Annotated in this window: 23 protein-coding genes, 1 tRNA gene and 1 pseudogene; 9 read left to right on the forward strand and 16 right to left on the reverse strand. The window is 65.7% G+C overall.

Features of this window, described 5'->3' with window-relative positions:
* Positions 1-112: 112 nt before the first annotated feature.
* From C1I89_RS26430 to C1I89_RS26440, 3 genes are all read left to right on the forward strand, one after another.
* Positions 113-2,188, forward strand: coding sequence for a TonB-dependent receptor domain-containing protein (locus tag C1I89_RS26430; protein ID WP_440130666.1), 2,076 nt, complete (start codon positions 113-115; stop codon positions 2,186-2,188).
* A gap of 50 nt (positions 2,189-2,238) precedes the next feature.
* The gene (gene otnI, locus C1I89_RS26435) at positions 2,239-3,024 is read left to right on the forward strand and encodes a 2-oxo-tetronate isomerase (protein ID WP_102775347.1); all 786 of its coding nucleotides are present in this window, start codon (positions 2,239-2,241) and stop codon (positions 3,022-3,024) included.
* Between the two features lie 123 nt (positions 3,025-3,147).
* Positions 3,148-3,723 (forward strand): hypothetical protein, encoded by a 576-nt coding sequence (locus tag C1I89_RS26440; protein WP_102775348.1) that lies wholly within the window; start codon positions 3,148-3,150, stop codon positions 3,721-3,723.
* On the opposite strand, the gene C1I89_RS26445 is transcribed toward C1I89_RS26440, so the two are convergent.
* Together C1I89_RS26445 and C1I89_RS26450 are read right to left on the reverse strand one after the other, a co-directional pair.
* Positions 3,720-4,625, reverse strand: a complete 906-nt coding sequence (locus tag C1I89_RS26445; protein ID WP_102775349.1) for an EamA family transporter — start codon at positions 4,623-4,625, stop codon at positions 3,720-3,722. The two genes, C1I89_RS26440 and C1I89_RS26445, sit on opposite strands and share 4 nt — an antisense overlap.
* Before the next feature lie 22 nt (positions 4,626-4,647).
* Entirely contained in the window at positions 4,648-5,289 is a 642-nt protein-coding gene (locus C1I89_RS26450; protein ID WP_102775385.1) for a LysE family translocator, read from the reverse strand.
* 191 nt (positions 5,290-5,480) lie between these two features.
* Between C1I89_RS26450 and C1I89_RS26455 the strand changes: the two genes are divergently transcribed.
* The 4 genes from C1I89_RS26455 to C1I89_RS26470 all read left to right on the forward strand — a co-directional run bounded on the left by C1I89_RS26455 (position 5,481) and on the right by C1I89_RS26470 (position 7,624).
* Positions 5,481-5,942, forward strand: coding sequence for an Lrp/AsnC family transcriptional regulator (locus C1I89_RS26455; protein WP_102775350.1), 462 nt, complete (start codon positions 5,481-5,483; stop codon positions 5,940-5,942).
* Between the two features lie 105 nt (positions 5,943-6,047).
* Positions 6,048-6,575 carry a DUF4142 domain-containing protein gene (locus tag C1I89_RS26460; RefSeq protein WP_102775351.1) on the forward strand — a complete coding sequence of 176 codons (528 nt, stop codon included), beginning with the start codon at positions 6,048-6,050 and terminating at the stop codon, positions 6,573-6,575.
* Positions 6,568-6,924, forward strand: coding sequence for a cupredoxin domain-containing protein (locus tag C1I89_RS26465; RefSeq protein WP_258231530.1), 357 nt, complete (start codon positions 6,568-6,570; stop codon positions 6,922-6,924). The genes C1I89_RS26460 and C1I89_RS26465 overlap by 8 nt, the downstream gene beginning before the upstream one ends.
* Positions 6,925-6,943: 19 nt before the next feature.
* Positions 6,944-7,624, forward strand: a complete 681-nt coding sequence (locus C1I89_RS26470) for an RNA polymerase sigma factor (protein WP_102775352.1) — start codon at positions 6,944-6,946, stop codon at positions 7,622-7,624.
* Positions 7,625-7,638: 14 nt separating this feature from the next.
* Here the strand turns inward: C1I89_RS26470 and C1I89_RS26475 are convergent, their stop codons facing one another.
* The 3 genes and pseudogenes from C1I89_RS26475 to C1I89_RS34935 form a co-directional block, all read right to left on the reverse strand.
* Positions 7,639-9,711, reverse strand: a complete 2,073-nt coding sequence (locus C1I89_RS26475; protein ID WP_102775387.1) for a copper-transporting P-type ATPase — start codon at positions 9,709-9,711, stop codon at positions 7,639-7,641.
* Positions 9,712-9,737: 26 nt separating this feature from the next.
* On the reverse strand, positions 9,738-10,010 hold the full coding sequence (locus tag C1I89_RS26480; RefSeq protein ID WP_258231537.1) for a mechanosensitive ion channel: 273 nt from the start codon (positions 10,008-10,010) through the stop codon (positions 9,738-9,740).
* A pseudogene (locus C1I89_RS34935) lies at positions 9,997-10,563 on the reverse strand (heavy metal-binding domain-containing protein); the annotation flags it as partial. The gene C1I89_RS26480 and the pseudogene C1I89_RS34935, both read right to left, overlap by 14 nt.
* Before the next feature lie 376 nt (positions 10,564-10,939).
* Between C1I89_RS34935 and C1I89_RS26490 the strand changes: the two are divergent.
* Together C1I89_RS26490 and C1I89_RS26495 are read left to right on the forward strand one after the other, a co-directional pair.
* On the forward strand, positions 10,940-11,488 hold the full coding sequence (locus C1I89_RS26490) for a hypothetical protein (RefSeq protein WP_102775353.1): 549 nt from the start codon (positions 10,940-10,942) through the stop codon (positions 11,486-11,488).
* Positions 11,475-12,158 (forward strand): hypothetical protein, encoded by a 684-nt coding sequence (locus tag C1I89_RS26495; RefSeq protein ID WP_102775354.1) that lies wholly within the window; start codon positions 11,475-11,477, stop codon positions 12,156-12,158. The genes C1I89_RS26490 and C1I89_RS26495 overlap by 14 nt, the downstream gene beginning before the upstream one ends.
* Before the next feature lie 102 nt (positions 12,159-12,260).
* Here the strand turns inward: C1I89_RS26495 and C1I89_RS26500 are convergent.
* The 11 genes from C1I89_RS26500 to tnpC (C1I89_RS26550) form a co-directional block, all read right to left on the reverse strand.
* A tRNA-Phe gene (locus tag C1I89_RS26500) sits at positions 12,261-12,336 on the reverse strand.
* A gap of 32 nt (positions 12,337-12,368) precedes the next feature.
* Positions 12,369-14,852 carry a mechanosensitive ion channel family protein gene (locus C1I89_RS26505; protein WP_102775355.1) on the reverse strand — a complete coding sequence of 828 codons (2,484 nt, stop codon included), beginning with the start codon at positions 14,850-14,852 and terminating at the stop codon, positions 12,369-12,371.
* A gap of 110 nt (positions 14,853-14,962) precedes the next feature.
* Positions 14,963-15,460 (reverse strand): type II toxin-antitoxin system VapC family toxin, encoded by a 498-nt coding sequence (locus tag C1I89_RS26510; protein WP_102775356.1) that lies wholly within the window; start codon positions 15,458-15,460, stop codon positions 14,963-14,965.
* Positions 15,457-16,230, reverse strand: coding sequence for a hypothetical protein (locus tag C1I89_RS26515; protein WP_102775357.1), 774 nt, complete (start codon positions 16,228-16,230; stop codon positions 15,457-15,459). The genes C1I89_RS26510 and C1I89_RS26515 overlap by 4 nt, the downstream gene beginning before the upstream one ends.
* Positions 16,231-16,598: 368 nt before the next feature.
* On the reverse strand, positions 16,599-17,222 hold the full coding sequence (locus tag C1I89_RS35450; protein ID WP_258231531.1) for a helix-turn-helix transcriptional regulator: 624 nt from the start codon (positions 17,220-17,222) through the stop codon (positions 16,599-16,601).
* A 297-nt stretch (positions 17,223-17,519) separates the two neighbouring features.
* Positions 17,520-17,876 (reverse strand): helix-turn-helix domain-containing protein, encoded by a 357-nt coding sequence (locus C1I89_RS26525; protein ID WP_102775359.1) that lies wholly within the window; start codon positions 17,874-17,876, stop codon positions 17,520-17,522.
* A gap of 188 nt (positions 17,877-18,064) precedes the next feature.
* The gene (gene tnpC / locus C1I89_RS26530) at positions 18,065-19,798 is read right to left on the reverse strand and encodes an IS66 family transposase (RefSeq protein WP_102775360.1); all 1,734 of its coding nucleotides are present in this window, start codon (positions 19,796-19,798) and stop codon (positions 18,065-18,067) included.
* A 21-nt stretch (positions 19,799-19,819) separates the two neighbouring features.
* Entirely contained in the window at positions 19,820-20,176 is a 357-nt protein-coding gene (tnpB, locus tag C1I89_RS26535) for an IS66 family insertion sequence element accessory protein TnpB (RefSeq protein WP_219929611.1), read from the reverse strand.
* Entirely contained in the window at positions 20,176-20,529 is a 354-nt protein-coding gene (tnpA, locus tag C1I89_RS26540) for an IS66 family insertion sequence element accessory protein TnpA (RefSeq protein WP_102775361.1), read from the reverse strand. Before tnpA ends, tnpB begins: the two co-directional genes overlap by 1 nt.
* A gap of 95 nt (positions 20,530-20,624) precedes the next feature.
* Positions 20,625-21,197: a plasmid pRiA4b ORF-3 family protein gene (locus C1I89_RS26545; protein WP_102775362.1), complete on the reverse strand. Its 573-nt coding sequence runs from the start codon at positions 21,195-21,197 to the stop codon at positions 20,625-20,627.
* Positions 21,197-22,762: IS66 family transposase (gene tnpC, locus C1I89_RS26550; protein ID WP_102775389.1), on the reverse strand; the 1,566-nt coding region annotated here is incomplete at its 5' end. The genes tnpC (C1I89_RS26550) and C1I89_RS26545, both read right to left, overlap by 1 nt.

Genomic DNA, 22,762 nt, shown 5'->3' on the forward strand with positions numbered 1-22,762 from the left:
TGCCGCAAAAGGGCGTCCCGCAAGGCCGGGGGCGCCTTTTTTTGTCCATAGTGATTGAGATGTTATATCATTCGCTTCTCATTTGTAATGATATAACATTTAGAGGATCATCATGCGTGGCAAGAAGCAAGGGCGGGAACATGGACGGGAGTTTCGCGGCAGGCTGGCGCCGCTGGCCTGCGCGCTGATGCTGGCCGCGCCGGCGGCCCAGGCGCAGGAAGAGGGCGCGGCGACGCTGGCGCCCATTACGGTGTCGGCCAATCCGCTGGGCCTGGACCTGAACAGCACCACGCTGCCGGCCTCGGTGCTGGAAGGCGGCGAGCTGACCGAGCAGCGCACCGGGACGCTGGGCGAGACCCTGAAAAACCTGCCCGGGGTCAATAGCGACACGTTCGGGGCCGGCGCCAGCCGTCCGGTGATCCGCGGCCAGACCGCGCCGCGCGTGAAGGTCCTGTCCGACGGTTCCGAAGTGATGGACGCGTCCAGTATCTCTCCCGACCACGCCGTGACGGTCGAGCCGCTGCTGGCCGAGCGCATCGAAGTGCTGCGCGGCCCGGCCACGCTGCTGTATGGCGGCGGCGCCATCGGCGGGGTGGTCAACGTGGTGGACAAGAAGGTCCCCACCGCGGTGCCCGAGCGCGGCGTCGAAGCCGAAGCCGAGCTGCGCGGCGCCACCGGCACGCGCGAACGGTCGGGCGCGGTCGGCATCACGGTCGGGGCCGACAATTTCGCCGTGCGGGTCGAGGGCCTGAAGCGGCGCAGCAGTGACTACGACGTGCCGGACTGGCCCGGCGGCAAGCTGGAAGGCTCGTACAGCGAATCCTCGCAGGGCTCGATCGGCATGTCGTGGATCACGCCGCGCGGCTATGTCGGCCTGGCTTTCACGCACCTGGAAAGCAAGTATGGGCTGCCCGGGCACAACCACGAATACGAAGGCTGCCACCCGCATGGCACGCACCTGCATTGCGGCGGCCATGATCACGGCGAGGAGGAGGACGGCCACGACCACGATCACGAGCATGAGCACGGCGACGTGCCCTACGTGAAGCTGCGCAGCAACCGCCTGGACCTGCGCGCCGAATACCAGGACCCGTTCGCGGGCTTTGAAAAAATCCGCCTGCGCGGCGGCCTGACCGACTACCAGCACGACGAGATCGAAGGCGGCGAGGTCGGCACCCGCTTCAAGAACAAGGGCTACGACCTGCGCCTGGAACTGCAGCACAAGCCGGTGGCGGGCTGGCGCGGCGTGGTCGGGTTGCAGAACGCCTACAGCGATTTCAGCGCCGACGGCGAAGAAGCGTTCCTGCCGCGCAGCACGACCCGTTCCTACGGCCTGTTCGTGCTGGAGGAATACCAGTTGAACGACTGGCGTTTCGAGCTGGGCGCGCGCCAGGACTGGCAGCGCATTTCGCCGGCGGACGGCAACCCCCGCAGCAGCCTGTCGGGCACGTCGTTCTCGGCCGCGGCCATCTGGGACTTCGCGCCGCAGTACTCGCTGGCGCTGTCGCTGTCGCGCTCGCAGCGCCTGCCCAGCGCGCAGGAGCTTTATGCCGACGGCGTGCACCTGGCCACCAACACCTATGAACTGGGCAACCCGGACCTGGGCCGCGAGACCTCGCACAACATCGACCTGACCCTGCGCAAGCACGCCGGCGACACCACGTTCTCGGCCAGCGTGTTCCACAACCGGGTGAAGAACTACATCTATGCCGACACGCTGGACCGCTACGAGGACTTCCGTCTGATCGAGTACGCCCAGCGCGACGCCGAATTCACCGGCGTGGAAGGCGAGCTGCGCCACCAGTTCACCCCGGTGTTCTCGGCCGCCGTGTTCGGCGACTACGTGCGCGGCAAGCTGACCGGCGGCGAGGGCAACCTGCCGCGGATTCCGGCGGCCCGCGCCGGCGTGCGCGGCAACGTCAAATGGGGGCCGTGGTCGGGCGGCGTGGAGTACGCGCGCGTGTTCGCGCAGAAGGACATCGCGGCCTATGAAGACAGCACGCCTGGCTACAACATGGTCAATGCGGTGGTGGCCTACCGCGGCCAGTACGGCGGCGCGGGTTACGAGGTCTACCTGCGCGGCACCAATCTGCTGAACCGCCTGGCCTATAACCATGCGTCCTTCATTTCCTCGGTGGCGCCGCTGCCCGGACGCAGCGTGCTGCTGGGCGTGCGGATGACATACTGAGGCAGCCGTTGTGCTATTTTCCAGCCATGCCGCCCGGTCCGGAGTCCGCCATGCTGAAGTTCGCCGCCAATCTCTCGATGCTGTATCCGGAACTCGCGTTCCTGGACCGCTATGAGGCCGCCGCGGCCGACGGCTTCGCGGGGGTGGAATGCATGTTCCCGTACGAGGCGCCGGCCGCGCTGGTGCGCGAACGCATCGACGCGGCCGGCGTCGCCCAGGTGCTGTTCAACGCGCCGCCGGGCGTGGCCGGGCGCGGCGAGCGCGGCCTGGCCGCCTTGCCCGGACGCCGGGACGAGTTCCAGGCCGGGATCGAGCTGGCCCTGTCCTACGCCACGATGCTGGCCTGCCCCAACGTGCACGTGATGGCGGGCCTGGCGCCGCAGGGCGCATCGCGCGAGGCCATGCTGGACTGCTATCGGGAGAACCTGGACTGGGCCGCGCGCCAGGCGCGTTCGGCCGGCGTCAACGTGCTGATCGAACCCATCAACACGCGCGACATCCCCGGCTATTTCCTGAACCGCCAGGAAGACGCGCACGCCGTGGTCCAGGCCGTCAACGCGACCAACCTGAAAGTGCAGATGGACCTCTACCACTGCCAGATCGCCGAAGGCGACGTCACCGCCCGGCTGCGCCAGTACCTGCCCACCGGGCGGGTCGGCCATCTGCAGATCGCCGGCGTGCCGCTGCGCCAGGAGCCGGACCGCGGCGAACTGGACTACGGCTGGGTGTTCGGGGTGCTGCGCGAGCTGGGCTACGACGGCTGGATCGGCTGCGAATACCGCCCGGCCGGCGCCACGTCCGCCGGCCTGCGCTGGCTGGCGGCCGCGCGCGCCTGACGCGCGCGGCGCGGCATGCGTAACAGGCGGCGCAAGGTGTAACGGCGGCGTGCGCGCCGGCGGCGCAAGCGTACGATGAAGCCATGTCGATCCTGCCCGGCGCGCCCGGGCGAGGAGCCTATCATGTCTCTGATCGTAGCTGCCCGCTTCGAGGGCTTCGAAGCGGCCCAGGCCGCGGCCGCGCGCCTGTCCGCCAACGGTTTCCCAGACTGGGACGTCAACATCTTCTACGTCAATCCGGCCGGCGAGCATGGCCGCTATCCGCTGGGCGGCGACCGCCGTTCGGACCCGGACGCGGGCCGCGCCGACATGGGCGCCTTTCTGGGCGCCGGCGGCATGGGGGCGGGGTTCGCGGTGTTCGGCGGCTTCGTGATGTCGGAGCTGAGCGACTCCACGCCGCTGATCCTGGCGGCCGCGGGCGTGGGCGCCTATCTCGGCTCGCTTTTCGGCGCGCTGTGGGTGACCGGCCACGGCAGCACCCAGCACGGCTATTTCAATCCCGATGCGCACGCCGAGATTCGCCAGGCCGGCGTCATGGTGGCGGTGCGCGCGCGCCCGCAACGTGAGCTGCTGGCCTGCCGCGTGCTGCGCGACGCCGGCGGCGCCGACGTCGAACACGCCAACGGCCGCTGGCGCAATAACCATTGGGAAGACTTCGACCCGCTGCGGCCGCCCCAGCGGGAAGTGGGTTTCGGCTAAGACCCGGTTTGGCGCCGGCGCGCGTTCTGGCGGCGGGCCGTGGCCGCGCAGCCGGCCGAGGCCACGATGATGCCGCCGATGGCCAGCCATTGCGTCTTGTCCAGGTGCTCGTTGAGCACCACCACGCCGGCCAGCGCGCCCATGGCCGGCTCCATGCTGAGCAGCACGCCGAAGGTCTTTTGCGGCAGGCGCTTGAGCGCCACCATTTCCAGCGAATAGGGCAGGGCGCTGGAGAGGATGCCGACGGCGATGCCGGCCAGGATCAGCTTGGGGTCGAGCAAGGCCGCGCCGGCATGCGCGGCGCCGATGGGCAGCGCCACCAGCGCGGCCGCCGTCAGGCCCAGCGAGGTCGCCTGCCCGCCGTGCACGTTGCCGGCCATCTTGCCGAAGATGATGTACAGCGCCCAGCACACCGCCGCGCCCAGCGCGTAGGCGATGCCGACGGGGTCCAGGTCGTGCACCGACTGGCCCGTGGGAATCAGCAGCACCAGGCCGGCGGCCGCGCAGGCGATCCAGACGAAGTCGATGGCGCGCCGCGACAGCGCCACGGCCAGGGTCAGCGGCCCGGTGAATTCGATGGCGATCGCCACGCCCAGCGGCAGCGTGCGCAGCGCCATGTAGAACAGCAGGTTCAGGCAGGCCAGCGTCACGCCGTACAGCGCGATCTTGCCGGCGTCGCGGCGCGTGAGCGGAAAGCGCCACGGCCGCCAGAACGCCAGCAGGATCAGCGCGCCGATGGCGATCCGGTAGGCGGTGGTGCCCTGCGCGCCCACCAGGGGGAAAAGCGACTTGGCGAAGGACGTGCCGATGCACAGCGACGCCATCGCGCCGATCAGCGAGAGGGTGGGCAACAGGGTGGACGGGGAGGCGTTGCGGCCGGTGTTCAAGGTTGCGGTGGTCATGGAAAAAGGCGGCGCGGGCGGATCAGGGCAGGGTTGCGGTGGTGGAATACAGCACGTACAGCGCCAGGGCCAGCATGATGGCTCCCAGCAGGCCTTGCTGCGTGCGCAGGAACCACGGATTGCGGCCGACCCAGCCGCGGATGCGCGAGGCGCCGTAGGCGAAGCCGCTGCCATAGGGCAGGCTGAGCGCCTTCATGGTGATGCCCAGCACCAGCATCTGTATCCAGACCGGCCCGTTTTCCGGACTGGTGAACTGCGGCAGGAAGGCGATCATGAAAAGCAGCACCTTGGGGTTCAGCAGATTGGTCATGAAGCCCTGCCAGAACGCGTCGCGCGCATCGCCCGGGCGCGCCGCCAGCGACACCTCGGCCGAGCGGGCGCAGCGCACGATGGCCTTGACGCCCAGATAGCCCAGGTACAGGCCGCCGGCGGCCTTGATCCCGACGAACAGGGAAGGAAAGGCCCGCAGCACCGAAGCCAGCCCCAGCACCACCGCCGGCACCTGGATGAACCCGGCGGCGACGTTGCCCAGCACGCTGTGGAAGGCGGGCCGGAACCCCTGCGTCATCCCCCGCGTGAGGGTCAGCGCCATGTCGGGGCCGGGCGTGAGCTTGAGCGCCGCGTCGGCGGCGAGAAATAGCAGGAAAAGCTGGAGTGACGGCATGATACGAGGGAGCGGCCCGCCCGCGGCGCGGACGGAGGGCTCCAAGTGTAAGCAAGCCGGCTGATTAATTCCTGCATCCGGAGGTGTCGCAATGAGGTTTCCCGTCGAAATGGGGGCGGATTGCGGCGCGGCTCGGCTTAGAATCGACGGCGGGCCCGTCCCGCCCGCTTTCAACACGTTCCGAGACCTTTATGGAACTAGACGATTTCGATCTCCAGATCCTGCAAAGCCTGCAGGAAGACAACCAGCGCACCAGCCAGGAGGTCGCGCAGCGCGTGAACCTGTCGCCGGCGTCCTGCCTGCGCCGGATGAAGCGGCTGCGCGAGACCGGCGTGGTCATGGGCGACGTGTCCGTGGTCGACCCGGCCGCCGTCGGACGCGGAATCATGATGGTGGTGCTGGTCACGCTGGAGAGCGAGCGCGCCGACAAGCTGGACCATTTCAAGCGCGCCATGCTGGGGGCGCCGGAAATCATGCAATGCCTGTCGGTCACCGGGGACGTCGATTTCGTGCTCACCCTCACCATGCGCGACATGGACGAATACGAGGCCTTCGCCCAGCGCCATTTCTGGGGCAACCCCAACGTCAAGCGCTTCTCCACCCTGGTGGTGATGAACCGGGCCAAATACGGGATGACGGTCCCGATCGGCTGAGGCCGGAACGCGGCGCTCGCTCGCGACATCCAACCCCATATGCAAGCGCGTTTCGCGCCATTCCGGCGCGCCGCCACGCCTGCATCCATCGTCTTGGGGGGTGAAATGAAAGCGATTCAGACTACATGGTTCTGTGCCCTGGTCCTGGCCGGCGCCAGCGCGTTCGCGCACGGCAACGGCCCGACCGACCCGCAGATCGCGGCCATCGTCGTGGTGGCCAACCAGGTGGACGTGGACGCCGGTAAGCTGGCGCAGCAGAAATCCGACGCCAAGGAAGTCCGCGAGTTCGCCGCGCTGATGGTCACCGACCATACGGCGGTGAACAAGTCGGCCGGCGAACTGGTGCAGAAGCTCAAGGTCACGCCCGAGGCCAACCCCACCAGCGCCAGCCTGCAGAAAGGCGGCGACGAGAACCTGGCCAAGCTCAAGGGCCTGAAGGGCGCGGCGTTCGATAAGGCCTACGTCGACCACGAAGTGGCCTATCACGAGGCGGTCATCCAGGCCCTGGACGGCACCCTGATCCCGGGCGCGCACAACGCCGAGCTCAAGGCCCTGCTGGTCCAGGTGCGGCCCGCGTTCATCGCGCACCTGGAGCATGCCCGCCAGTTGCAGAAGAGGCTCGCCGGTGGCTAGGGCGAACCTGCCCGCAGTGTGGCGGCGCGCCGGCGCCGCCGCGCTCTGCGCGGGCCTGCTGCTGGCCGGCGCGCCGGCGCGCGCCGCGGACGGGTCGGCGGCCGAACACGTCGTGACCATGGAAGGCATGCGGTTCGTCCCGGCCACGCTGGCGGTGCGGCGCGGAGACCGGGTGACCTGGGTCAACAAGGACCTGGTGCCGCACACCGCCACCGCGCAGTCGAAGGCCTTCGATTCGGGGGCCATCGCCGCCGGCGCGTCCTGGACCTACACTGTCGACGAGACGGGCAGCATCGCCTATGTCTGCCTGTTCCATCCGACCATGCAGGCGACCCTGGTCGTGCAATGACGAGGCGGAGGTTGAACGCATGAACACCGTGGCGGAGCCGGCCGCAGTGCTGGCCGAAGAGAACGACCTGGCGCTCGCGCGCCGCATCGCGGCGGGCGAGGCCGCCGCGTTCGAACTGATGATGCGTCGCCACAACCGGCGGCTGTACCGCCTGGCGCGCGCCACCCTGCGCAACGACGCCGACGCCGAAGAGGCCTTGCAGGAAGCGTACCTGGCCGCGTACCGCTCGATCGCGCGGTTCCGCGGCGACGCCTCGCTTTTCACCTGGCTGTCGCGGCTGGTTCTGAACGAGTGCTATGGCCGCCTGCGCAAGCGCGGACGCCGCGAGGCGCTGTGCCCCATGGCCGACGACATCGACGACGAGGCTGACGCGATGACGATCAACGACTTCGATCCGCCCTATCACGCGGCGGCGCGCGCGCAACTGCGCGCCTTGCTGGAGGCGCGCCTGGACGCGCTGCCGGTCGCGTACCGGACCGTGTTCGTGCTGCGCGCCGTCGAGGAACTGTCCGTGGAGGAAACGGCGCGCAGCCTGGGCATTCCCGAGGCCACCGTGCGCAGCCGCCACTTCCGCGCCAACGCGCTGCTGCGCGAAGCGCTGTCGCACGATATCGACGCCACCGAAAAAAGCCTGTTCGAGTTCGACGGCGACGACTGCGACCGGCTGGTGGCGGCCACGCTGGCGCGCTTGCGCGCGTAAGCGGCGGCCGTTTTTTACCTGGCGCCGCGCAGCCGCAGCGCGTTGAAGATCACCGAGGCCGAACTCAGGCTCATGGCCAGCGCCGCGATCATCGGCGACAGCAGCCATCCCGTGAACGGGTAGAGCAGGCCCGCCGCTATCGGCACGCCGATGCCGTTGTAGACGAAGGCGAACATCAGGTTCTGCCGCATGTTGCGCACGGTGTCGATGGAAATCTGGCGCGACACCGCGATGCCGCGCAGATCGCCCTTGATCAGCGTGACCTGGCCGCTGTTCATGGCCACGTCGGTGCCCGTGCCCATGGCCACGCCGACGTCGGCGCGCGCCAGCGCCGGGGCGTCGTTGATGCCGTCGCCGGCCATCGCCACCACGTGGCCGTCCTGCTGCAGCTTTTCCACCAGGGCCAGCTTGTCCGACGGCTTGACCTCGCCATGCACCTCGTCGATGCCTAGCGCCGCGCCGACCGCCTGTGCGGTGGTCAGCCCGTCGCCGGTGGCCATCACGATGCGCAGGCCGCTGTCGTGCAGGCTCTGGATGGCCTCATGGGTGCTGGGCTTGATCGGGTCGGTCACGGCCAGGATGCCGGCGAAGCGTCCGTCCACCGCCAAGTGCATGATGCTGGCCCCTTCGCCGCGCAGGCGTTCGCCGTCGGCCTGGAGCGCGGCCACCGGCACGCCTTCCTGTTCCATCAGCGCCGTGTTGCCCAGCGCCAGGCGCCTGCCTTGCACCGTGCCGCGCACGCCGATGCCGCTGGCGGAGTCGAAATCCGCCGCCGGGACCAGCGCCAGGCCCTGCTCGCGCGCCGCGCTGACGATGGCGTCGGCCAGCGGGTGTTCGCTGCCCTGGTCCAGGCTGGCCGCCAGCCGCAGCACCTCCTCCGGCGTATAGCCCTGCGCCGCGATCGCGACATCGAAAGCCGGCCGGCCTTCGGTCAGCGTGCCGGTCTTGTCCACGATCAGCGTGTCCACCTCGCGCATCTTCTCGATCGCACCGGCATCGCGAAACAGCACGCCCTGCGTGGCCGCGCGCCCGGTGGCCACCATCACCGACATGGGCGTGGCCAGCCCCAGCGCGCAAGGGCAGGCGATGATCAGCACCGCCACGGCGTTGATCAGGCCGAACACCCAGCTCGGCTCCGGCCCGAACAGGCCCCAGGCCAGCAGCGTGGCCAGCGCCACCAGCACCACCAGCACCACGAACTTGCCGGCCACCACGTCGGCCATGCGCTGCATAGGCGCCTTGGAGCGCTGGGCGGACGCGACCATCTGCACGATCTGGGCCAGCATGGTGGCCGAACCCACTTTCTCCGAGCGCATCACCAGCGTGCCGCTGGTGTTCAGCGTGGCCCCGATCAGCGCGTCGCCGGCGCGCTTGCTGACCGGAATCGGCTCGCCGGTCAGCATGGACTCGTCCACCGCGCTGCCGCCCTCGGTGACGACGCCGTCCACCGGAATCTTCTCGCCCGGACGCACCCGCAGCAGGTCGCCCACGTGCACGTGCGCAAGAGGCACGTCCTCTTCGCTGCCGTCGGCGTTGATGCGCCGCGCCGTCTTGGGCGCCAGGCCCAGCAGCGACTTGATCGCCGCCGAGGTCTGCGAACGGGCCTTCAGTTCCAGGATCTGCCCCAGCATGGTCAGCGAAATAATCACCACCGCGGCCTCGAAATACACCGCCACCCGGCCCATGGACATGAACGAATCGGGGAAAACGCCGGGCGCCAGCGTGGCGACGACGCTATAGACAAAGGCCGCCGCCGTGCCCAGGCCGATCAGCGTCCACATATTCGGGCTGCGCCGCGCGATCGACTGCCAGGCCCGCACGAAGAACGGCCAGCCCGTCCACAGCACTACCGGCAAGGAGAGCACCAGTTCCAGCCAGGACTGCGTCGCCATGTCGAACCAGCCCAGCCGGTGGCCGAACATCGCCAGCACCGTGACCGCCACCGTCAGCGGCAGCGTCCACCAGAAGCGCCGCTGGAAATCCCGCAGCTCGCCATCGTCCTTCGCCTCCAGCGGAATCAGCGGCTCCAGCGACATGCCGCACTTGGGACAGTTGCCCGGATGGTCCTGGCGGATCTCCGGATGCATGGGACAGGTGTAGATCGNAATCCGCCTCAGGCGGGGCCGGGCGGCTGTTCGGGTCCGGAAGCGGGATGGCGGGCCTGGGCCAGCGTGGCGCCGGCGGCCTCGGAGATGCTGCGCAGGTGCAGGTCGGTCTGGGGGTAGGGGATCTCGATGCCGGCCTGGGTCAGCGCGGCGTACATGCGCGACAGCAGGTCGCTGCGCACCACCAGGGAACGGTCGAAGTCGGGCGTCCAGGCGCGCAGGCTGAAGTCCAGGGTGCTCTGGCCGAAGCCCATGAAGAGCGCCAGCGGCGCCGGCTGCACCGAGACGCCGGGCGTGGCGCGGGCGGCCTCGGTGAGCANACTTGATCGCCGCCGAGGTCTGCGAACGGGCCTTCAGTTCCAGGATCTGCCCCAGCATGGTCAGCGAAATAATCACCACCGCGGCCTCGAAATACACCGCCACCCGGCCCATGGACATGAACGAATCGGGGAAAACGCCGGGCGCCAGCGTGGCGACGACGCTATAGACAAAGGCCGCCGCCGTGCCCAGGCCGATCAGCGTCCACATATTCGGGCTGCGCCGCGCGATCGACTGCCAGGCCCGCACGAAGAACGGCCAGCCCGTCCACAGCACTACCGGCAAGGAGAGCACCAGTTCCAGCCAGGACTGCGTCGCCATGTCGAACCAGCCCAGCCGGTGGCCGAACATCGCCAGCACCGTGACCGCCACCGTCAGCGGCAGCGTCCACCAGAAGCGCCGCTGGAAATCCCGCAGCTCGCCATCGTCCTTCGCCTCCAGCGGAATCAGCGGCTCCAGCGACATGCCGCACTTGGGACAGTTGCCCGGATGGTCCTGGCGGATCTCCGGATGCATGGGACAGGTGTAGATCGTGCCGGGCGGCGTCTCGGCCGGCGCCGGCGCTGGAGGCGTCGCCTGGTGGTGCGCGCTGTGCTGGGGGGAGTGCTGCGAATGATGCCGATGGTCCATGCCTGTCCCTCGAGTCCCGGAGNGTGGTGCGCGCTGTGCTGGGGGGAGTGCTGCGAATGATGCCGATGGTCCATGCCTGTCCCTCGAGTCCCGGAGCGGTGCCGCTCCCTGATTACGCAGAATTTCCAGTGTGACGGCGCGATGATGGCGCGAGGGTTACGTGGGGATTACTTTTTTGTAATCTTTTCCTAGGGATAGCGCTTGCATAAAATCGCTTCATCGGCGATATTCGCAATTCGCGAATAGCGAATATTGCTCTGTAATGGAACTAAAACCCCAGGATCTGCTCGTGTTGCTGAAGGTGGCCGCCCATCCGCCGCAGCGCTGGACCTATGCCGCGCTGGGCGCTGCGCTGTCCATGAGCGCCTCGGAAACCCACGCGAGTGTGCAGCGCGCCGTGGCGTCGGGCCTGGCCGTGGCGCCGGCACGCGGCCAATGGTCACCGATACGGGCCAACCTTCTGGAGTTTGTCCTGCATGGCGTGCGCTACGTATGGCCCGCCATACCTGGGCCGGTCAAGCGTGGAGTACCGACGGCCTTCGGCGCCGACCCTCTGGCCAGCCAGTTGACGGCGGCGCCAGGCGAGGCTCCCGTCTGGGCACACCCCAAGGGCACATCCAAAGGCCCCACGCTTTCGCCGCTCTACCGCACAGCACCGCAGGCTGCGCTTGCGGATCCGGCCCTGCACCGCCTGCTGGCGTTGTTGGATGCCTTGCGCACGGGGCGCGCCCGCGAGCGTGCACTTGCGGCCAAACTGATGCAGGCCGAACTGATGCGTCTTGACGCAGGAGATGTCGATGCGAGCAGATGATCCTAACCTGCCCCACTTGCGCAGCATTGCCGAAGCGCTGGGCGACCTGCGCGAGCAAGTCGTATTCGTCGGAGGCGCCGTAGCAGGCTTGCTGATCACGGACCCATTGGCCGATCCCGTACGCGCCACGCGAGACGTGGACGCGGTGCTGCAGGCTGATCGCGCCATGTTCCATCGCTTCGAAGAGTCCGTGGCGGCGCGCGGATTTGCACGCGATGTGAGCAGCGACGTCATTTGCCGATGGGTACACAAGGATTCTGGCGTGCTTTTCGACCTTATGCCCGTTCAGCCCGAGATTCTGGGTTTTTCCAATCGCTGGTACCCCTACGCGGTCGAGACCGCCGTCGCCACGGACCTGGGACGGGGCGTCACGATCCGGCTGATAAGCGCCGTGGCCTTTGTCGCCACCAAGCTGGAAGCTTTCGCTGGTCGAGGAGGCGGCGACCTCATGAATAGCCATGATCTGGAAGATGTGTTGAACATCATCGATGGGCGTGAGGAGCTGGCCGCAGAAATGGCCGCCGCGCCCGCCGAGTTGCGCCAGGCCGTGGGCGCCGCATTCGCGCGGCTGCTCAAGAATCCCGACTTTGCCAATGTTTTGCCAGGCCTTATTGCCGAGCCGGAGCGCGCCGGCCTCATCATGGAGCGGCTGAATACCCTGAGCCAGTAAGTTTGCGTCACGAGCAGCGGCGCATTCCGTGTCCCGGCGCACCGTCAGAAACCCGACAGGCCAAAGCAAAAATCCCCGCGCAAGGCGGGGATTCTGGAATTCTGGTGGCCTGGGGCGGAATCGAACCACCGACACAAGGATTTTCAATCCTCTGCTCTACCGACTGAGCTACCAGGCCAACGAAGTCCGCAACTATACACAAAATCCGCCTCAGGCGGGGCCGGGCGGCTGTTCGGGTCCGGAAGCGGGATGGCGGGCCTGGGCCAGCGTGGCGCCGGCGGCCTCGGAGATGCTGCGCAGGTGCAGGTCGGTCTGGGGGTAGGGGATCTCGATGCCGGCCTGGGTCAGCGCGGCGTACATGCGCGACAGCAGGTCGCTGCGCACCACCAGGGAACGGTCGAAGTCGGGCGTCCAGGCGCGCAGGCTGAAGTCCAGGGTGCTCTGGCCGAAGCCCATGAAGAGCGCCAGCGGCGCCGGCTGCACCGAGACGCCGGGCGTGGCGCGGGCGGCCTCGGTGAGCAGTTCGAGGGCGCGGGCGGGGTCCGTGCCGTAGGCCAGGCCCAGGTTGATGTCGATGCGGCGGTTGCGGTCCAGCATGGTCCAGTTGGTCAGCTTTTCCGAGAGCAGGGTGCCGTTGGGCACCACCACGTCGGCGCCGTCGAAGGTCCGGATGCGGGTGGCGCGCATGCCGATGTCGCGCACTTCGCCCGAGGTGCCGCCGATGTCCACGGCGTCGCCCGGCTGGATGGGGCGTTCGAACATCAGGATCAGGCCCGAGACGAAGTTGTTGACCACGTTCTGCAGGCCGAAGCCGATGCCCACGCCCAGGGCGCCGAGCACGATGGCGAGCTGGCTGGCCTTGACGCCGGCCGCCGACAGCGCCACCGCCAGGCCCAGCAGCAGCACCGAGTAATAGCTCAGCGAGGCCACGCTGTTGCCCACCCCGCGCGGCAGCGGCATGCGGTTGAGCAGTTCGTCGTGCAGCAGCAGGCGCACCGTGCGCGCGGCCCAGAACGCGATCAGCACCGAGACGACGAACACCAGGATATTGCCCAGGCTGATCGTGATGTTGCCGACCGCCAGCGTGTACGACAGCGTTTGCGTCACGATGCCGTAGACCGCGCGCAGGATGCGGAAGCGGTCCATCGTGTAGACAGCCCAGCCGATGACCGCGCCGACCGTCACCAGCCGGATCAGGAGCTGCACCAGGGGCGGGGCGTGCTCGCGCGCGATCCGGAAGCGCGACACGCCTGGGCGGGCCAGCAGCAATTGCAGCAGCGTGACGATGATGGTGACGCCGGCATACAGCATCAGGCCGAAATAGCCGCTGCTGACCACCGCGCTGGTCAGCATCTCGGCCAGCGACAGGTTGCCGACGATGTTGGCGATCGCGGAAATGGCCAGCAGCGCCGTGGCGCCCCAGGCGATGGCGTGCAAGGCCTTGCGCAGGCGGCCCGAGGCCTGGGCGTCGGGGGCGCGGCGCGCGCGCGCCAGCAGCCAGAGCGAGGCCGCCAGCGCCAGCAGGGTCAGCACCAGGCTGTGGAGCCGATACCAGGTCTCGCTGACCAGGAACAGCACGCCCAGCCGTTCGATCAGATACAGGCCGGTAATGGCGTAGGGCCACAGGCCGAGCTGCTGGCGCGTGGCCGGCGGGAGCAGCCGCAGCACCGGCACCACCGCCAGCAGCAGCGCCACCTGCTGGACGATGAGCGGCGCGTCCGCCTCCAGCAGCAGCACGCCCATCATGGCCAGCAGCAGCCATGCGGACAGCGGGCGGCCCAGCACCCGGGCGGCCGTTACGCTCATCTCCTGCGCGCGGATCGCGGCGCGGCTGCGCCACGCCAGCCAGAGCAGCAACGGCAGCAGCACGGCCTGCAGCACATGCAGGGCGAGCTGGTTGCTGGTGTCGGCCGCGGCGTACTCGCGCGCGAAGCGCAGCTCCAGTTCCAGGCCGGTGCGCAGCAGCGCCAGCGCCTGGCCGGGGGCCACGGGCTGGTCGGCGACGCGCCATAGCGGCGCGGCGTCGAGCTGCAGCAGGCGCGCGTCGATATCGTCGATGGCGCTGGCGACTTCGCGCTGTCCCGCCATGATCCGGCTTTCGACGGCGGCGCCGCGCTGGCTCAGCGCGATCTGGCGGGCCAGCGGGCCGGACAGCGCGGCTTCGGCCTGCGCCAGTTGCGCGATGACCGCGTCCACGCTGCTCATCAGCGCCGGCGGCAGGCGCGCCGCGCCGGGCGAATTGCGGATGGCCTGCCAGGCGTCGCTGCGCCGCGCCAGCTCGGCGGCCTCGGCCGCGTATGCCGCGGTCGCGCGCTGCATGTCGGCCTGCCAGCGATCGAAGCGGCGGGCATCGAACATCCAGTGCCGTTCCAGGCTTTCCAGCCGCATCACGGGCAGGGTGCGCAGCTGGGCGGGCTGGAACTGGTGGAGTTTCTCGTCGCTGGAGCGGGCGATCGCCTCGAGCCGGGGCGCGAGCCTGTCGGCGGGATCGCTGGCCGTGACGTTTTCGATCACGCCTTCGGCATAGCGGTGATCGGTATCGGCGCGCAAGGGAATGTCCGCCACCTGGATCGCCGCGGCGGAAGCGGGCGCCGGCTGGGCGGCCGGCGCGGGCTTGTCCTGCCCGTAAGCGCAGCCCAGGGCCGCCATCCACAATGCGATCAGGCTGAAAAGCGTCTTGGCATAGGCGCGCATGTCGCGGTTCCGGCGGATGAGAGCGGTCGAGGAGAACGGCGGGGCCGCGCAAGGCGCAGGCGCCTCTTACGATATCCCGGAAGCGTCAATAAGGGGAGGGGGGCTGCTATTCAGATCTGGTCGCCCAAGTCCAGACCTTGCTGGCCGTCCAGCCGGAAAGCGCCGGGGTCGTAGCCAGCCGACAACAGGATGGTGCGTACCTGGCAAGCTCCGGTATCGCGTAGCCGCTTGCAATACTTATGCAGGGACGAGGCGTCCTCCGTCAGGAGGAACGGGATGCGTTCGTGGCAGGCTTGGGCGATCAGTTTTATGTCGTCGCGCGCTACGGGGCGGGTAGTCTTGTCGTCGCGTGGACCCAGCGCGTTCCATAGTTGGGCGGCACGTTGCCCATGTGGGATGTTGAACGGCAAGTGGCGGAACTTTGGCAGGGGCAAGTCGGTGATCGGCTGCTTGACGCCGAACTCCGCGGCAACGATGGCAGAAAAGTACATCGGCATCGATTCGTCGAGCATCTGCCGGAAGTACTTGGTGGCGGTCTGATGGTTGGGTCGTCTGGCGTCGACCAGGGATATCAGGTAGCTGGTGTCCAGCAGCACTTCCACCGTCATACGCCCTCGCCGCGCAGCGACTCGACCCATTGGGCCGCATCGGGTACGTCGGCCCATGCCGCAGTGCCTTTACGCACCATCTGCTGGAATTCGTCCTCGTCATAGGCCGGGTGGTGCGCCTCGAACGAGCGCAGATTCAGGTTGCGCAGCTCGCCGGTACGCAGGTTTTCTTCCGCTGTCACGTGCAGTAACGCTGGTCGGTAGAGGCGATTTTCGCTTTCCTGGGCCAGGAGTTGCTGGGTGGCGGCCACCACCAGGGATTTGCCGTCTTCCAGCACCAGGTGGACGTTTGCCTTGGTCTTGCCGCCCCAGTCGACGACTTTGCCGTGCAGATATTTTTCGACCGTAACCCAGGTGTCGACCGGCCGTCTGAAGTTTGATCGGGCGTTGACCGTCGCCAGGGGGCGGCTGGCCGCATCTTCAAGTCGGTAAATCCGCTGTGGGTTGGTGCGAGCCTGGATTTGCCAGCGCTCGACGACCGCCGCCCGCTTGGGATCGATCGCCTCCTGCGAGGTGGGGTCGGACAATCGGGCCACGTCGGACCATAGCGTCGAGGCGCCCAGTAGTCCGGTCGCCACCAGGACCAGCGATCCTTCGTCTACGGATGCCAGCACCTCGGCAGGGTTGACGTCCCGGGACGAGCCTTGCAAAAAATCGCTGACGTCCTTCTGGAATTCGCCCAGAAGGCTCAGAGGGACGTGCTTCGGCCCCACATCAACGCCATTGATGCGGTCGCGCAGAGCGAAACGGAGCGTATTGGCGGGTCCCATAACTGGGATTGTAGAGCCAGTGCCTGGCTAGAGGGGAGTGCCTGCCCCGGTGCGGTGGTCGTAGATGCCAGTTTGGATACCAATCTGGATGCCACCCGAAAAATGCGAAGGGCCAGAAAACGGCGCAAATCGAAAAGGCATAAAAAATCCCCGCTCAAGGCGGGGATTCTGGAATTCTGGTGGCCTGGGGCGGAACCTCATTGGCAGCTTCTACGCCTTTGTTCATGCGGGTTTGAAAATCTCAGAACTGCGTGGGGGTACAAACTGGGGTACAAGTCGGGCGGCGATGTATAAAAGCCACAAAATAATATGTCCCCGTCCAATGTTGCTGTTCCTCTTTCGGACGGGGGGGCTTTGATGCGCTGGCTTTAACTTGCCAGCGCCCTGTTTCGTTCAATCAGCGCATGGACACTCGCCGCAGTGATGCCGCTGGAACGCTTCCCGATTTTTATGAGCACCAGCTCCCCTTCGTTGACGAGTCGGTAGATCGTTGAGCGCGACACGCCAAGTTTCGCTTGCGCCGTGTGTACACGGTACAGAAGTGCCTCGTCGGATTGTTTCGGGGTTTTCCTGCTGGGTGACGGGTAGCCAAAGATGCTGTTTGGCATTGCCTGCTCCTTCATATACTCCTCCGTTAGACCTTGGGAAGCACCCTGGGCATCAGGATGCTTTCCAAAGCCGGCGCTGCCTGCGCCGTCGCGTTCAGCCCGCCAAGATGCCGCGATGGGGGCCGGGTGCTTTGATCGTTCCCAGCAGCGCCCGCCGCTGGCTCCGCTGCTGCGGTTCGTCGGGATGCTGGGAACTGCGGTCTTTGCCGCTGTCATCGACGGATTACGCGCCATCCATCGAATGTGGCCTGCCTTCGGCAGTGCCGGCGTCCGTGTGAACGGATCGTCACTCACGCCTTCCAGTTCGCACCAGTCGCTACCGGCCCGGAAGAGGAATGGTTTTTCACCTGCTTTACTCCTACCCAGGTGCATGTCGCCCCGCATGAAGCTGACGATACGGGTAGCCGCGCACTCGCACCGTTCACGGGGAACAGGGCGCGGTATTTATCGGTGTTTTGTTGTTAAAGAGCAGGGTTGGTGTAATCATTACGTATGTATTGCATAGAGTCAATACGCAAGTAATAATTAAAAGTCATATAAGTCATAGAAATTATTGGCGATATCGATCATGGTTATGTGAAATGAGACGACAAGAAGCATTCTGGCCCGTTGAGCGAGAATGCTAGATAGCACAAAATTTTTGTTGTTTTCCTGTCCCGAGATGGACAGAGGGTGCAGGCTTCAGGCTTCCGTGTCAGGATCGTTGCCTGTCCTCTCCCGGTGCTTGGAGACTTTCATTTGTATATAGTCGCCAATGTCTTCGAGCACGTGTGGGGGTAGCGTGGCTACCTCGCTCATTGGGATGGTCCATGGCCACCGAACCTCGAACATTTCTCCTTGGCCTGTCAAAAGCCATTCGATCCGCAGCCCGAGCACGAGAGCCAACCAGATGATATGGCGCGACGTTTCGCTACGACCGTTCTCTATATGGGCAATGGTGCCTTGAGTCAGGGGCGGGTCGAGCAAGTTGGCAAGTGCCTCTTGCGTGAGTCCACGTTGAATACGCGCAGTACGGAGGCGTTCGCCTATGCTGCCCATGGTGTGCCGGAGTCCAGAGGTTTTTCAGTAGCTAGATACATTTTGACAGAGATGTGGTGCCAAGTATGACAGTAAATAATAATACTTAACTAATGTTTTTGAGGCATAAACAGACAGATGTGCTCCATTGTGGCAGGTGTTGAGACGTGGTGGAACGCATGTTTACCGTAAGCGGTACATCTACCCCATTATTCCGAGGCAGCCAGATTCATGGCTAAATCCTGGTCATGGGTATTCCACGGCAACAAGGCCTCAATTTCATCGACTGTTTTTGCCAGCGGCAGGCGTTCCAGCACGAAGCGCAGCCACGCGTAGGGTTCGCGATCATTGGCCTTTGCCGTCTGCAGCAACGAGTACAACACCGCACTGGCATGCGCCCCGGCGGGGGTGTCACTGAACAGCCACCCCTTTCGTCCGATCACAAACGGCTTGATCGCCCCGCCTTCCAGAAGGTTGTTGTCGATGGGCAGGTCGCCGCGTTCGGTGTAACGGATCAGGCGCGGCCACACTTTGCACAAATACCCCAGCGCCTCACCCAGCTTGCTCCTGGGGGTGACCAGCGGCAAGGTCTCATCCAGCCAGGCGCGCAATTTCTGCAGGATCGGCAAGCTGTGCGTCTGGCGCGCCTCGAAGCGCTGCGCATCGCTCGCGTCTTTCACCTTGGCCTCGATACGGTAAAGCCGGGCAAACAGATCCAGCGCGTAGTCGGCGCGGGCGCTCTTGCCGTTGGGGCTGGAGCGTTTGGCCTCGACGAACTTTCGCCGCGCGTGCGCCGCACATGCCAGGTGCTCCACACCGGGCAAGCGGGCCACCGGCGCATAGCCTTCGTAGCCGTCCGTCATCAGGTAGCCCTGCCAGCCCTCCAGCAGACGCAACGGTACCTTCCCCGAACGGCTCGTGTCGTAATCGAACAGCACCGCCGTACGCCCCGGCGGCCCCCCGCGCTGCACCCACATATAACTTTTTGCCGTCGGACTTCGCCCCGGTTCTTTCAAGACCTGCACCGTGGTTTCGTCCATGTAGATGACCGGCGCCTCCAACAAGGTGTCGCGCGCCAGATTGTGCAGCGGCTGCAAGGCCTGGGCAAGCTTGATCATGGCTCGCGCCATGCTCTGGCGAGGAATGTCCACATGGTGGCGGGCCAGCACCTTCTCGAAGCGCGCCAGCGGCAGGCCATCGACATACTTCACCACCGCCATCATCGCCAGGAAGCCGGCGCTGAAGTTGCTGCGCGGCAGGATCTGCGCCGGTGCCGGTGGCTGCACCGGAGCCTGGTCGCCCTTGGGGCAGGCATAGCGCGGCCTCACCGTGCGGATGACACGGATCTGCATCGGCACGATGTCCAGTTGTTCGCTCACGTCTTCACCGATGCGCACCATGGGCGTGCCGCAGACGCATTGCCGTTCTTCTTCCGGCACATCGATCTCGATCTGTACGCGCGGCAGTTCCGGGGGCAATGCACGGCGGTGGCCGCGTTTGGGGCGGGCCTTGTCTTGTACAGGCGCTGGCTCCCCTTCGTGCTCGTCTTCAGTGCCGGCGGCCTGGTCAGCCAGGGCTTCGACTTCGTTGAACAGTTCGCCTTGATGTGACTCGCTACTGGGGCCGAACATCCGGTGGCGGCTCAGGCGCCACTGCTCAAGGATTTCCTGAACCTTTTGTGCAACGCCAGCGGCGACCCGTTGATCGAAGCTCGCCTCAAGGGCCTGGCGATGCGCTTCGACTTGTGCGGCCACGGTGCGTTCGATTTGTGCCGTGACGTGTTCGGTGATTTCGCGCTCAAGCGTAGGCCGCAGTTCAGCCAACACCTTTTCGCGTTCGGCCTGTAAGGCCACGTGGAAGGCCTCGATGGTGATCGGCAATTCCCCCGGTTGGGGCGCCGTTTCGACGTTCGATAGGAGGGGAATCGCATGGCGTTCAGACATGCGACATTATACCTCAAAAGATTACATAACTGATTGATATTTCAGCGTTTTGTGAGGATAATTTGCCCATAGATCGAAGCCCTCCAGCAGCCACTCCAGCTCCTTGGGCGTGAGCGTTACAGTGGGGCCAGAGCCCGGCGCCGGCCACGCAAAACGTGCTTTCTCCAGCCGCTTTTGCCATAGGCAAAAGCCGTTTCGATGCCAGTAAAGAATCTTCATCCGGCTGCGTTGCCGATTGGCGAACACGAACAGCGCATCGCCAAACAGGTTCAGCTCCAGCTCGCTTTCCACCAGCGCCGCCAAGCCGCCGATCTGCTTTCTGAAGTCCACGGGCAGGCAGCACAGGTAGACTTGCCCGATTGAAGCGCCCGGGTGCATCAGCGCGCCTGCCCTTGCAGCGCCTGACTGACCTGGGCCAGCCACTGTGGGCTGGGCAGCCCGGGTAGCTCCAGGCGCAGGTCGCAGCCCAGCGACAGGATATAGCGGTTGACCGGGACGCTGCCGGCGTCCATGCTCACAGGCACGAACAACCGTGCGGCCGTGGCATTCGCGCTCTGGGTCGGCAACTGCGGCCCATGGCACTGAGCCTTCAGACGTCGGCGCCAATAATACAGGCTGGAGACGGCAATACCCTCACGTTGGGCGTAAGCCTTGGTGCCGATCCCTTCGCGGGTGATCGACTCCAGATGAGATTCCCAGTAAGCCTGATCCCTTTCCTTTCCATCTGACATTCTCGATTCTCCGGTACTTGTTCAACACCGATACGATGCCGGAAGGCCCGAGAGCGAACAATTATGGGTAACGGCCCGGCCAGCACCGTGTTGCGTTAAATCCGAATCTGCATCAGCCGCTCGTTGACCTCTTGAAGGTCGAAGGCAGCTGGATCGAATGGGCCGCCATGCCATTGCATCATCTGTTCGTGTTCAGGATGCGCGGGATTGGCCATGGCCTCCAAGAACTCCATATAGCCCGGCTCCCCACCCACATCTTCGGGCGGGCAGGCATTGGCGCCGTCCAGGCACCAAGGGGAATCCAGCGGGCCGCTAAAGGGCGTCGCCTCGATCAGCCGAATCCGATGGGCCCAGTTATCCCCGTAGTCGTAGATGTAATCGAGTTGACGCCGTACGCCCAGCGCCTTGTCCAGGCGCACGCGCTTCTCGCTTCTCAGATCAGGCTCGGGGTAATCGGGGTCAAGCTCACCGTAATGCGTATCGTCGATGATGAACTCGTGCAGATGGCCGCCGAGCCAGCCCATGGCTTGCTGGATGGTGACGTGCAGCTTGGGCAGGGTGATGCGACTGGGAACCACAATGGTGCGGTAGACCGTCGGCTGAACGTAGCGCAGTTCGATACGCAATACCATCGCTTGCCCTTGCAGCGCGACAACCTTGGCGACCATTATGCCGCTCTATCCAGCGACAGCGCGTGCTTGCCAACGTTCCACGGCAACAGTTCATCAATCCGGTTTACCGGATGATCGGCAATCACGGTCAAGACATGGCGCAGGTACGCCTGCGGATTGATGTCGTTTAATTTGGCGGTGCCCAACAGGCTATACATGGTGGCCGCACGTTCGCCCCCCGCATCCGAACCAAGGAACAGGTAGTTTTTCCTGCCTAGGGCCACACCGCGCAGCGCCCGCTCGGCCGCATTGTTGTCGATCTCAATGCGGCCATCGTCCAGGTAGCGCGTCAGGGCCTGCCACTGGTTCATGGCATAGGTGATCGCGTCAGCCGTTTTCGATTTGCGCGAGACGGTCGGCAACTGTTCACGCAACCAGGCATACAACGCGGTGACGATGGGTTTGGCATGCTCTTGACGCGCGCCTTGGCGCACATCGGGTGGACTGCCGCGGATACTGGATTCGATCTTGTAGAGCTCGGCAATACGCTCAAGCACATAGGTCGTAATGGGCGTGGCGTCTTTAACGTGAACGTCGTAGAACTTGCGTCGGGCGTGCGCCCAGCAACCCGCTTCGACTACACGGCCTGATTCGTAAACCTTGTTGTACCCGGCGAAGGCATCGGCTTGCAGGATACCCATATAGTCCTTCAGGTGGGTCTGTGGATGGATACCGCGCCGATCGGGCGAGTAACGCATCCACATGGCCGGTGCCGTGGTGTCGCCACTGGGCCGATCATCGCGGGCATAGACCCAGAGGCGCGCTTCGCGTGTCCTGCCGGTACCCGGCGCCAACACCTTGATCGGGGTGTCATCGGTATGCAGTTTATCGGCCGTAAAGACATGACGGCGCAGCGCATCGATCAAGGGGCGCAGCAACTCGTGCACACCGCCGACCCAGTCGCCCACCGTGCTCTGGGCCAAGTTCACGTGCTCGCGCTCGTAGATTTGACACTGGCGGTACAGCGGTTGATGATCTAGATATTTACTGACCATCACGTGGCTAAGCAACCCGGGGCCAGCGAGGCTGCGGGCAATCGGCCGACTGGGCGCGCTCGCCTGTGCCATTCGGTCACAACAGCGGCACGCCAGGCGTGGGCGTACATGACGAACGATTCGGAAGCTGGCCGGGATGTGCTCCAACACCTCGCTGACGTCTTCGCCCAAGCGTTGCCACGCACCCCCGCAATCAGGGCAGGCAGATTCCTTGGGAAGGTGCTCATGCACTTCACGCGGCAGATGCTCGGGTAGCGGCCGACGTGGCGGAGCCGCACGCGCGGCAGACGCTTGCGTCGATTCGATTTTTTCGGCGCGCCCACCCTGATTGATGTGTAGCTCTTCCAGTTCAAGCTGCAATTGATCGATCTGGGCAACGAGCCGCTCGGACTTCTGGCCGAACAACATGCGGCGCAGTTTATCGAGCAGCAGGCCCAGGCGTGCGATCTCTTGCTTATCGTCGTGTGTGCCTTGGCGCAGCGTTTCGCGCTCCACCACCCACTGTGCACGCTCTTGCCCGAAGGCATCGATCTGAGCAGATTGGGCCGATAACAATGCCTTGAGGGC

It is taken from the genome of Achromobacter pulmonis (genome assembly GCF_002885955.2).
Classification (GTDB): Bacteria; Pseudomonadota; Gammaproteobacteria; order Burkholderiales; family Burkholderiaceae_B; genus Achromobacter; species Achromobacter pulmonis_A.

Excerpts from the sequence above, each read along its gene's own strand:
- C1I89_RS26430 (WP_440130666.1), top strand. The coding sequence starts at position 113 with ATGCGTGGCAAGAAGCAAGGGCGGGAACATGGACGGGAGTTTCGCGGC.
- otnI (WP_102775347.1), top strand. The coding sequence starts at position 2,239 with ATGCTGAAGTTCGCCGCCAATCTCTCGATGCTGTATCCGGAACTCGCG.
- C1I89_RS26440 (WP_102775348.1), top strand. The coding sequence starts at position 3,148 with ATGTCTCTGATCGTAGCTGCCCGCTTCGAGGGCTTCGAAGCGGCCCAG.
- C1I89_RS26445 (WP_102775349.1), bottom strand. The coding sequence starts at position 4,625 with ATGACCACCGCAACCTTGAACACCGGCCGCAACGCCTCCCCGTCCACC.
- C1I89_RS26450 (WP_102775385.1), bottom strand. The coding sequence starts at position 5,289 with ATGCCGTCACTCCAGCTTTTCCTGCTATTTCTCGCCGCCGACGCGGCG.
- C1I89_RS26455 (WP_102775350.1), top strand. The coding sequence starts at position 5,481 with ATGGAACTAGACGATTTCGATCTCCAGATCCTGCAAAGCCTGCAGGAA.
- C1I89_RS26460 (WP_102775351.1), top strand. The coding sequence starts at position 6,048 with ATGAAAGCGATTCAGACTACATGGTTCTGTGCCCTGGTCCTGGCCGGC.
- C1I89_RS26470 (WP_102775352.1), top strand. The coding sequence starts at position 6,944 with ATGAACACCGTGGCGGAGCCGGCCGCAGTGCTGGCCGAAGAGAACGAC.
- C1I89_RS26475 (WP_102775387.1), bottom strand. The coding sequence starts at position 9,711 with ATGCATCCGGAGATCCGCCAGGACCATCCGGGCAACTGTCCCAAGTGC.
- C1I89_RS26490 (WP_102775353.1), top strand. The coding sequence starts at position 10,940 with ATGGAACTAAAACCCCAGGATCTGCTCGTGTTGCTGAAGGTGGCCGCC.
- C1I89_RS26495 (WP_102775354.1), top strand. The coding sequence starts at position 11,475 with ATGCGAGCAGATGATCCTAACCTGCCCCACTTGCGCAGCATTGCCGAA.
- C1I89_RS26505 (WP_102775355.1), bottom strand. The coding sequence starts at position 14,852 with ATGCGCGCCTATGCCAAGACGCTTTTCAGCCTGATCGCATTGTGGATG.
- C1I89_RS26510 (WP_102775356.1), bottom strand. The coding sequence starts at position 15,460 with ATGACGGTGGAAGTGCTGCTGGACACCAGCTACCTGATATCCCTGGTC.
- C1I89_RS26515 (WP_102775357.1), bottom strand. The coding sequence starts at position 16,230 with ATGGGACCCGCCAATACGCTCCGTTTCGCTCTGCGCGACCGCATCAAT.
- C1I89_RS35450 (WP_258231531.1), bottom strand. The coding sequence starts at position 17,222 with ATGCGGGGCGACATGCACCTGGGTAGGAGTAAAGCAGGTGAAAAACCA.
- C1I89_RS26525 (WP_102775359.1), bottom strand. The coding sequence starts at position 17,876 with ATGGGCAGCATAGGCGAACGCCTCCGTACTGCGCGTATTCAACGTGGA.
- tnpC (WP_102775360.1), bottom strand. The coding sequence starts at position 19,798 with ATGTCTGAACGCCATGCGATTCCCCTCCTATCGAACGTCGAAACGGCG.
- tnpB (WP_219929611.1), bottom strand. The coding sequence starts at position 20,176 with ATGCACCCGGGCGCTTCAATCGGGCAAGTCTACCTGTGCTGCCTGCCC.
- tnpA (WP_102775361.1), bottom strand. The coding sequence starts at position 20,529 with ATGTCAGATGGAAAGGAAAGGGATCAGGCTTACTGGGAATCTCATCTG.
- C1I89_RS26545 (WP_102775362.1), bottom strand. The coding sequence starts at position 21,197 with ATGGTCGCCAAGGTTGTCGCGCTGCAAGGGCAAGCGATGGTATTGCGT.